The 8,501-nt window shown below is 71.1% G+C and carries 5 protein-coding genes; 2 read left to right on the plus strand and 3 right to left on the minus strand.

The window, feature by feature from the left end:
* Positions 1 to 7: 7 nt before the first annotated feature.
* The gene (locus ACIRVH_RS13700; RefSeq protein WP_403951956.1) at positions 8 to 2,368 is read right to left on the minus strand and encodes a glycoside hydrolase family 31 protein; all 2,361 of its coding nucleotides are present in this window, start codon (positions 2,366 to 2,368) and stop codon (positions 8 to 10) included.
* 214 nt (positions 2,369 to 2,582) lie between these two features.
* On the opposite strand from ACIRVH_RS13700, the gene ACIRVH_RS13705 reads away from it, so the two are divergent.
* Both ACIRVH_RS13705 and ACIRVH_RS13710 read left to right on the plus strand, forming a co-directional pair.
* A complete protein-coding gene (locus tag ACIRVH_RS13705; RefSeq protein ID WP_403951958.1) occupies positions 2,583 to 4,550 on the plus strand; it encodes an acetoacetate--CoA ligase in 1,968 nt (655 codons plus the stop codon).
* A 198-nt stretch (positions 4,551 to 4,748) separates the two neighbouring features.
* Complete coding sequence (locus ACIRVH_RS13710; RefSeq protein ID WP_403951961.1) at positions 4,749 to 5,645, plus strand: hypothetical protein; 897 nt, start codon at positions 4,749 to 4,751, stop codon at positions 5,643 to 5,645.
* Positions 5,646 to 5,715: 70 nt separating this feature from the next.
* On the opposite strand, the gene ptsP is transcribed toward ACIRVH_RS13710, so the two are convergent.
* Both ptsP and ACIRVH_RS13720 read right to left on the minus strand, forming a co-directional pair.
* On the minus strand, positions 5,716 to 7,386 hold the full coding sequence (ptsP, locus tag ACIRVH_RS13715) for a phosphoenolpyruvate--protein phosphotransferase (protein WP_403951963.1): 1,671 nt from the start codon (positions 7,384 to 7,386) through the stop codon (positions 5,716 to 5,718).
* A gap of 77 nt (positions 7,387 to 7,463) precedes the next feature.
* The gene (locus ACIRVH_RS13720) at positions 7,464 to 7,913 is read right to left on the minus strand and encodes a PTS glucose transporter subunit IIA (RefSeq protein ID WP_403951965.1); all 450 of its coding nucleotides are present in this window, start codon (positions 7,911 to 7,913) and stop codon (positions 7,464 to 7,466) included.
* Positions 7,914 to 8,501: the final 588 nt, after the last annotated feature.

Here is an 8,501-nt window from a genome sequence, read left to right on the forward strand (position 1 = left end):
GGACCGCTCAGCCGAGTCCACGAATGCGCACCGGGTGGGACGGTTCACCGGCGCCGTCCTCCCGCTCCCGGGTGACCACCACCCGCCGGCCCTGCCAGCGGGCGGTGTACCGCTCCATCTCCGACTCGTCCCACCCGTCGCCCGCGTCCGGCACGACCAGCCCGCCCCCGGTCCGTCCCCGGGCGGGCGCCCAGACCTCCAGCTCGAGCCCGCCGTCCTCGCCGCGCACGGGAACGACCGCACCCGCGCGCGCGAGCACCGGAATCCGCGACAGCGGCGCGTCGACCAGAATCTGTGCCGGACCCTCGTACGCCTCCTCCGTCATCGTGTCGTACCAGCGGCCCCGCGGCAGCTGCACCGCACGCCGGTCCGCCCCCGGGTCCAGTACGGGCGCCACCAGGAGCCCGTCGCCGAGCAGGAACGCGTCCTCGCAGTCGCGCAGCGCGCGGTCCTCCGGCGCCCGCCACCACAGCGGCCGCACATAGGGCGCGCCGGTGCGCCGGGCCAGGTGGGCCAGCGTCATGAAGTACGGCAGCAGACGCCGGCGTTCGAGCAGCGCCGCGCGCGCGTGCTCCAGCACCTCGGGGCCGAACTCCCAGGGCTCCCTGCGCCCCGCCCGCATACTCGCGTGCGTACGGAACAGCGGCAGGTACGCGCCGAGCTGGAACCACCGCAGATACAGCTCGGGCGACGGCGACCCGTCGAAGCCGCCGATGTCCGGCCCCGAGTACGGCACGCCGCACAGGCCGAGCCCCAGCACCAGCGACAGCGAAGCCCGCAACCCCGGCCAGCCCGTCGCCACGTCTCCCGACCACGTCCCCCCGTAGCGGTGCATGCCTGCCCAGCCGGACCGTGAGAACAGGAACGGCCGCTGCCGGGGCGACAGTTCGCGCAGTGCCTCGTAGCCCGCTCTGGCCATGCACAGCGCGTACACGTTGTGGGCCTCCCGGTGGTCGCCGCCGCGCCCCTCCAGGGCGTGCCGGGCCGAACGCGGCAGCGTCGGCTCACCGAAGGCGTTGAACGACGTCGGCTCGTTCATGTCGTGCCAGAAACCGGCGAAGCCCTGCCCCAGCCGCTCCTCGTAGAGACCGCCCCACCACTTGCGCACGCGCGCGTGCGTGAAGTCCGGGAAGACCGACTCGCCGGCCCACACCTCGCCCCGCACCGTCCGCCCCGAGGCGTCCCGCACGAACGCGTCCATCGCCGTCCCGCTGTCGTAGACGGCGTTGCCCGGCGCGGCCTTCACCGCCGGGTCGACGATCGACACCAGCCGGATCCCGTCCCGGCGCAGCTCCTCCGCGAGCCCCGGAAGCTTCGGAAAACGGTCCTGGTCGACGGTGAACACTTGGTGGTCCGCGTAGTGGTCGATGTCCAGGTGGACGGCGTCCAGCGGCAGACCGCGCTCCTGGTACCCCGCGACGATCCGGCGCACCTCCTGCTCGCTGCCGAACCCCCAGCGCGCGTGATGATGACCGAGCGCCCACGCGGGCGGCAGTGCCGGCGCCCCGGTCAGCGAGGCCCAGGTGTGCAGCACGCGCGCAGGGGCGCCCACCATGACCCAGCCGCGCAGCGGACCGCCGTCCATCCGCAGCTCACAGCGCCCCGCACGGTCGTGCCCGGACCCCGCGCCCTCCTCGCCCTCCCGCAAGGTGACCGTGCCGTCCCACGAGGTGTCGTGGAAGACCAGATGGGCCGCGGCATCGGCCACCACGAGCTGCACCGGCATGGTGAGGTACAGCGGATCGTCCCCGGGACCGAACGCCCGGCCCGGGTCGGTGTTCCACAGCCGGTACGTGCCGTCCCGCAGCCGCGGACCCGCAGCGCGCCCGCCCAGGCCGAAGAAGCGGGCGTCCGCGGCCACCTCGGACCGCTGCATCCACCGAGCCCCGCCCCCGTCGACCGGCTCCCACCAGCGCGGCGGCATGTCCCGCCGCAGCACCACGCCGCCGGGGGTGCACACCTCCAGCGCGCCGTGCCGGGAGACGACGACCGTCACCCGCTCGGCCACCACCCGCCAGCCGCCGTCCTTGTCCGGTTCCAGCACCACCCGCGGATCCGGCTCGGGACAGCCCCCGGCGAGCGCGTACGACGGTTCCGGACCCGCCCCGTCCCAGCCCCAGAAGACGGCCCCGTTGACCGCGACGGTGATCCGCAGCTCGGACCGGCTGAACCGGATCAGACCGCCCCCGGGACCCGGCTCCACGCCCTGCACCTGCCCCGGTACCCGCGCGCGCTCGGCGCCGCGCGGCGGCAGCGCCGCGGCATCGATACGCCTCCTGCGCCATGCGGCGCGCACGGTACGCAACCCCTGAGCCGCCCTCCCCGAACCGATCACACTCACCGAACGCACCAGGTCACGACCGTCCATGCTGCTCACCCTGCCACTGACCGCCCCACACGCGCGTGTCGTTCAACTGCCGTTCACCCGTGCCAGGACCACATCTTCACGACACGGACTATGTGGGGCGCACCCTGGTGTAGAAGTCGATCACATGGCATCGTCCCTGTCAGCCGCGTCACGCGCACACCCCAGCTCGTGCGCGGACCGACGCACACGACGCGCACAGCCCGGGAGCGACCCCATGTCGACAGCGAACCCCCAGCCGCTCTGGCAGCCCGATCCCGAGCGGATCGCCCAGGCACGCATCACCAAGTTCCAGGCATGGGCCGCCGAGCACCACGGTGCCCCGGCCGAGGGAGGCTACCCGCAACTGCACCGGTGGTCCGTCGATCAGCTGGACACCTTCTGGAAAGCTGTGACGGAGTGGTTCGACGTCCGGTTCTCCACCCCCTACGCGCGCGTGCTGGGCGACCGCTCGATGCCGGGCGCCCAGTGGTTCCCCGGAGCCACCCTCAACTACGCCGAGCACGCCCTGCGCGCGGCCTCCGACCGGGCGGACGAGCCCGCCCTCCTGTACGTCGACGAGACCCACGAACCGCGCCCGGTGACCTGGTCCGAGCTGCGCCGCCAGGTGGGCTCCCTCGCCGCCGAACTCCGCGACCTGGGTGTCCGCCCCGGCGACCGCGTCAGCGGCTACCTCCCGAACATCCCCCAGGCCGTCGTCGCGCTCCTCGCCACGGCCGCCGTGGGCGGCGTATGGACCTCCTGCGCCCCCGACTTCGGCGCCCGCAGCGTCCTCGACCGCTTCCAGCAGGTCGAACCCGTCGTCCTGTTCACCGTCGACGGCTACCGCTACGGCGGCAAGGAACACGATCGCCGCGAGATCGTCGCCGAGCTGCGCCGTGAGCTGCCCACCCTGCGCGCCGTCGTCCACATCCCGCTCCTCGGCACCGAGGCACCCGAGGGCGCCCTGGAGTGGTCGGCGCTGACGGCCGCCGACACCGAACCGGTCTTCGATCAGGTCCCCTTCGACCACCCGCTGTGGGTCCTGTACTCCTCCGGCACGACCGGCCTGCCCAAGGCCATCGTCCAGTCCCAGGGCGGCATCCTCGTCGAGCACCTCAAGCAGCTCGGCCTGCACTGCGACCTCGGCCCCGAGGATCGTTTCTTCTGGTACACCTCGACCGGCTGGATGATGTGGAACTTCCTCGTCTCCGGCCTGCTCACAGGCACGACGATCGTCCTGTACGACGGCAGCCCCGGATACCCGGACACCGGCGCCCAGTGGCGCATCGCCGAACGCACCGGAGCCACCCTCTACGGCACCTCGGCCGCCTATGTCATGGCCTGCCGCAAGGCGGAGGTGCACCCCTCCCGCGACTTCGACCTCTCCCGGGTACAGTGCGTCGCCACCACCGGCTCCCCGCTGCCGCCCGACGGGTTCCGCTGGCTGCACGACGAGGTCCGCGAGGACCTGTGGATCGCCTCCGTCAGCGGCGGCACGGACGTCTGCTCCTGCTTCGCCGGAGCCGTACCGACCCTGCCCGTGTACATCGGCGAACTCCAGGCGCCCGGCCTCGGCACCGACCTGCAGTCCTGGGACCCGAGCGGCAAGCCCCTCGTCGACGAGGTCGGCGAGCTGGTCGTCACCGACCCCATGCCCTCGATGCCCATCCACTTCTGGAACGACCCCGACGGCAGCCGCTACCACGACAGCTACTTCGACACCTACCCGGGCGTCTGGCGCCACGGCGACTGGATCACCCTGACCTCACGCGGCTCCGTGATCATCCACGGCCGCTCCGACTCCACCCTCAACCGGCAGGGCGTGCGCATGGGCTCGTCCGACATCTACGAGGTGGTCGAACGCCTGCCCGAGATCAAGGAGTCCCTCGTCATCGGCATCGAGCAGCCCGACGGGGGCTACTGGATGCCCCTGTTCGTGCACCTGGCGCCCGGCGCCGTCCTGGACGAGGCACTCCTGAACCGCATCAAGCAGGCCATCCGCGAACAGCTCTCGCCACGCCACGTGCCTGACGAGATCATCGAGGTCCCGGGCGTCCCGCACACCCTCACCGGCAAGCGCATCGAGGTCCCGGTCAAGCGCCTGCTCCAGGGCACGCCTCTGGAGAAGGCCGTCAACCCCGGCTCCATCGACAACCTCGGCCTGCTGGGCTTCTACGAGGATCTGGCCCGCAAGCGCGCCTGACCCGCCGACACCCTGCCCGTCCACCGCTGGCCTCGGACTCGCCGAACACGGCAGCGAAGTCCGAGGCCAGCTGTGCGCCATCGCCCTGACCTGCGCAATCCAGTGCCGTCTGGTCCGCGACCGCCGCCGGCCGAGCCCGTTGTCAGTGCCGCCGGTTACTGTGAGTGAGCATTGATCGACTGCGCATTGGGGGAAGACATGGCGCACACCGACCACCAGACCCTGCGACGCGTCCTGCGCCGCGAAATCGCCGGCACCATCGGCCTGCTCACCGACGACCACGACTTCCGGGCCATGCGGCGCTACCGCAGCTTCGCCTTCGACGACCACACCATCTACCTCCAGCAGGTGGAAGCGCTCCTCAAGAGCCGCGCGGCACAGGGCAGCCACACCACACTGGCCCTCTTCGACCCCGAGGAGTACGCCGAATTCTGCGCAGACACCGGCCTCGACCCGGAAGCCCCGGCCAGCCGCACCCGCTTCACCGCCGAACTCGCGGCCACCGGCCCCACCATCCCCTACGACGGCAGCCCCCTCGCCACCCTTGTGCCCGCCCTCGTCGACGAGGCCGTACGCCAGGCGACCTGGGAGTACGCCACCACCCTCCTGACCCGCCTCGGCCCCTGCCGCACCTGCGGCGAGGACATCGGCCGCGCCGCCTTCACCTGCGCCTCCGACCTGCTGTCCCGCATCCTCGACACCGCCCCGCCCGGCGACCGGCACCTCGTCTGCAGCGTCTTCGGACCACCGGAAACACTCGTCTCCGTCCTCCACGCCGACGAGAACACCGACGGCACCACCGAACTCGACGAGGCCGAAGCCCTCGAATTCACCAGCGTCCTCGCCCTGGGCCTCGCCACCGACAGCCCCGGTGGCCTCGTCATGCGCATCACCGCCGCCGAAACGGCCGACCGCGTCTACGGCTGGCGGCTCCGCGGCGGCGGACTCGAACCCCTCACCGCGTCCGAGGTCTTCGACGCCTACTGCACCGACGTCGAATCCGGCGATCTCATCTCCCCCGAACCAGGCGTCGACTACTGCACACCACCCCACCTCGGCGGAGGGGAGAGCACGGCACAGGGACACCGCCACTGAACGCGTCAGGGGCGCCCCACCCGAAGGTGGGACGCCCCTGAACCCGACACACAGCGAGCGGCCGGCCGGACTACTCGCCGGACAGCACCGCCTGAGCCGCGCTGCGCGCCTCGTCGGCGCTGTCCGCCGCACGCGCCGCCGAGGCGGCCCGCTCGCACTGGGCCAGCGTGTACTTCGCCAGCGTCGCCCGGACATAAGGAATCGACGCCGCACCCATGGAAAGGGAGGTGACACCCAGACCCGTCAGCACACAGGCCAGCAGCGGATCGGACGCGGCCTCACCGCACACACCGCAGCTCTTGCCCTCGGCCTTGGCCGCCTCGGCGGACAGCGCGACCAGGTCGAGCAGCGCGGGCTGCCACGGGTCCTGGAGCCGCGACACCGCACCCACCTGCCGGTCCGCCGCGAACGTGTACTGAGCGAGGTCGTTGGTCCCCAGTGACAGGAACTCGACCTCCTGCAGGATCGAACGCGCCCGCAGCGCGGCCGACGGGATCTCCACCATCGCGCCGAACTTGGCCCGCAGCCCCGCCTCACGGCAGGCGTCCGCGAACGCCTTGGCGTCCGCACGGTCCGCCACCATGGGCGCCATGACCTCGAGGTAGACGGGCAGCCCCTCCGCCGCCTTGGCCAGCGCGGTCAGCTGCGTACGCAGGATGTCGGGGTGGTCCAGCAGCGTCCGCAGTCCCCGCACGCCCAGCGCCGGGTTCGGCTCGTCGGCGGGCGTCAGGAAGTCCAGCGGCTTGTCGGCGCCCGCATCCAGCACGCGCACGACCACACGGCCCTCGGGGAACGCCTCCAGCACCTGACGGTAGGCCTCCACCTGCTTCTGCTCGGACGGCGCGTTCTTGCTGTCGTCCAGGAACAGGAACTCGGTACGGAACAGACCGACACCCTCGGCCCCGGCCTCCACGGCCGCCGGCACGTCCGCCGGTCCGCCCACGTTGGCCAGCAGCGGCATCTTGTGCCCGTCGGCCGTGGCACCCGGGCCGGTCGAAGCGGCCAGCGCGGCCTTGCGCTCGGCAGCCGCGGCCTCCAGCTGCGCCTTCTTCTCCTCGCTCGGGTTCACGAAGATGTCGCCGGTGCTGCCGTCGACCGCGATCACCGTGCCCTCGGCCAGCTCACCGGCACCCGGCAGGGCCACGACGGCCGGAACCCCCAGCGCCCGCGCCAGGATCGCGCTGTGACTGGTCGGCCCACCCTCCTCGGTCACGAAACCGAGCACCAGGGTCGGGTCCAGCAGCGCAGTGTCGGCCGGAGCCAGATCACGCGCCACGAGTACATAGGGCTCGTCACTGTCCGGGACACCCGGCATGGGAACTCCCAGCAGCCGGGCGACGATACGATTCCGCACGTCGTCGAGGTCGGCCACGCGCCCGGCGAGGTACTCCCCGGCACCGGCCAGCAGCTCGCGGTAGGCAGCGAACGCGTCGTACACCGCACGCTCCGCCGTGCTGCCGACGGCGATCCGCCGGTCGACGTCCGCCATCAGCTCGGGGTCCTGCGCCATCATGGCCTGCGCCTCGAGCACGGCCTGGGCCTCGCCCCCCGCCAGATTGCCGCGCGCCATCAGGTCGGCCGCCACGGCATCCACGGCCTGGCGCGCCCGCCCCTGTTCGCGCTCCGCCTCCTCCGCCGGGATCTGCTTGGCCGGCGGCTCGAGCACCGCCGTTCCCATGTGCCGAACCTCGCCGATCGCCACACCGTGGCTCACGCCGACGCCTCGCAGCGTTGTCTCCATCTCACCCGTCTCCGATAGTGCGGCGGGTCCCGCCGCCGCGGTGGTTGTCCGGACGCCGTCCTGCGACGGCACTGTCGTCAGTTCCAGGAGAAGAGGCTGTCGCCGGCCTTCACATCGCCGCTGTCACGGAGGTCGGTGAGGGACTCGGCGCTGGCCTCGAGCGCCACGACGGGGCATACCGGCGACTTGCCGGCGGCCTCGACCGCGGCCGGGTTCCAGCGCACGATGCTCTGACCACGCGTCACGGTGTCGCCCTTGTTGACGAGCAGCTCGAAGCCCTCGCCATTGAGCTGGACGGTGTCGATGCCGAGGTGGGTGAGCACGCCGTGCCCGTTTTCGTCGACCACCACGAAGGCGTGCGGGTGCAGGGAGACGATGACGCCGTCCACCGGCGCCACAGCCTCGGAGGGCTCACGCACGGGGTCGATCGCAGTGCCCGGGCCGACCATGGCCCCGGAGAAGACCGGATCCGGCACGGCGGCCAGTCCGATGGCGAGTCCAGCAAGAGGGGACGTCACGGTGGACATGGGAAGCCTCCCAGGGGTGGGGCTGCGTGCGGGCCGTCACTGCCTGTCCCGGACGGCACTGAGCAGCAGCGTATGTCAGATGAAGCGGCGGTTCCGTATGGAAGCTACCAGGTAGTGGTCTAGACCACCAGCTCGGTCGATTTGCACGCGCTTCCGGCGCCCGTGTACAGTCGTACTCCTGCTTGAGGGAGAGTGACGCGAAAGCGGCTCCGTCAAGCAGCACCCAAACTCGTCAGATCCTTTCTCGGGATCACCTTCTGCATGTCTGCAGGATGGTGGTCAGGGAGACGGAAAAACCCTGATAGAGTTTGGAACACCGAAGGGAAGCCCGGAGGAAAGCCCGAGAGGGTGAGTACAAAGGAAGCGACCGTTCCTTGAGAACTCAACAGCGTGCCAAAAATCAACGCCAGATATGTTGATACCCCGTCTCCAGCATCAGCTGGGACGAGGTTCCTTTGAAATAACACAGCGAGGACGCTGTGTGCGAGGGGACTATTCCTCCTCTCGCACCGCTCTCGTGGTGCTCACCGGATTACCGGTAAACATTCACGGAGAGTTTGATCCTGGCTCAGGACGAACGCTGGCGGC

Origin of the sequence: Streptomyces sp. NPDC101165 (assembly GCF_044768135.1) — a bacterium.
Lineage (GTDB): Bacteria > Actinomycetota > Actinomycetes > Streptomycetales > Streptomycetaceae > Streptomyces.